Annotated in this window: 1 protein-coding gene; it reads left to right on the top strand. The window is 61.5% G+C overall.

Translation table 11 applies throughout. The features are described from left to right. On the top strand, positions 1 to 814 hold an 814-nt coding region (locus ACTOWK_RS23575), incomplete at its 5' end, for an IS30 family transposase (protein WP_441332503.1). Between the last annotated feature and the right edge of the window lie 24 nt (positions 815 to 838).

Here is an 838-nt window from a genome sequence, read left to right as displayed (position 1 = left end):
TCGACAACTGCGCCAGCGTCCACGGGTCCAGCGCAAACTGCGGCCTGGCACCGCGCTGTGGCGCAGGGTATGCCGGCTGCTGGGACGGTGCTGGTCACCGCAGCAAGTTGCTCGCAAACTGCGAACTCAATATCCAGACCGGCCATGGTTACGCGTGTCGCACGAATCGATCTATACCGCGATCTACGCCATGCCGCGTGGCGAGTTGCGCCGCCAAGTGACGTGCTTGCTGCGTCAGGGGCGCAAGTCGGGGCGGCGCACACGGCAAGGGCGCGATGGCCGGGGCCATTTACCGGACCTGCCCAGCATCCATCTGCGGCCGCCGGAGGCGAATGAACGACTGATGCCCGGCCATTGGGAGGGCGATCTGATCGTCGGTGCCCATAACCGATCGGCGGTGGGCGTCCTGGTCTGCCGCCACACCCTGTTTCTGAAACTGGTCAAGTTGAACGATGCCACCGCGCAAAGCGTGCTCAATGCGTTCGGGTCCGCCTTCGAGGCACTGCCGCCGGAACTGTGCAAGACCTTGACCTACGATCAAGGCAAAGAGATGGCAATGCATCGTCAATTGAGCGCCCGCACCGGCCTGTCCATTTACTTCGCCGATCCCCACAGCCCCTGGCAGCGTGGCATCTGCGAGAACACGAATGGCTTGCTGCGTCAGTACTTTCCCAAAGGCACCGATCTTTCTGTGCATTCACAGCAAGCCCTCAGCAAGGTGGCCTGGGAGATGAACAATCGTCCCCGCAAAACCTTGGATTGGCGCTCGCCGGCTGAGGTGCTTTATGAGCGACTGAAAAACGCTTCGGGGTGATGCACTTGGATATTGACTCCGCAT

Origin of the sequence: Lysobacter sp. CA196 (assembly GCF_052078695.1) — a bacterium.
Lineage (GTDB): Bacteria > Pseudomonadota > Gammaproteobacteria > Xanthomonadales > Xanthomonadaceae > Lysobacter.
The sequence above is the reverse complement of the archived record's forward strand: the minus strand, read 5'-3'. Positions and strand labels throughout refer to the sequence as shown.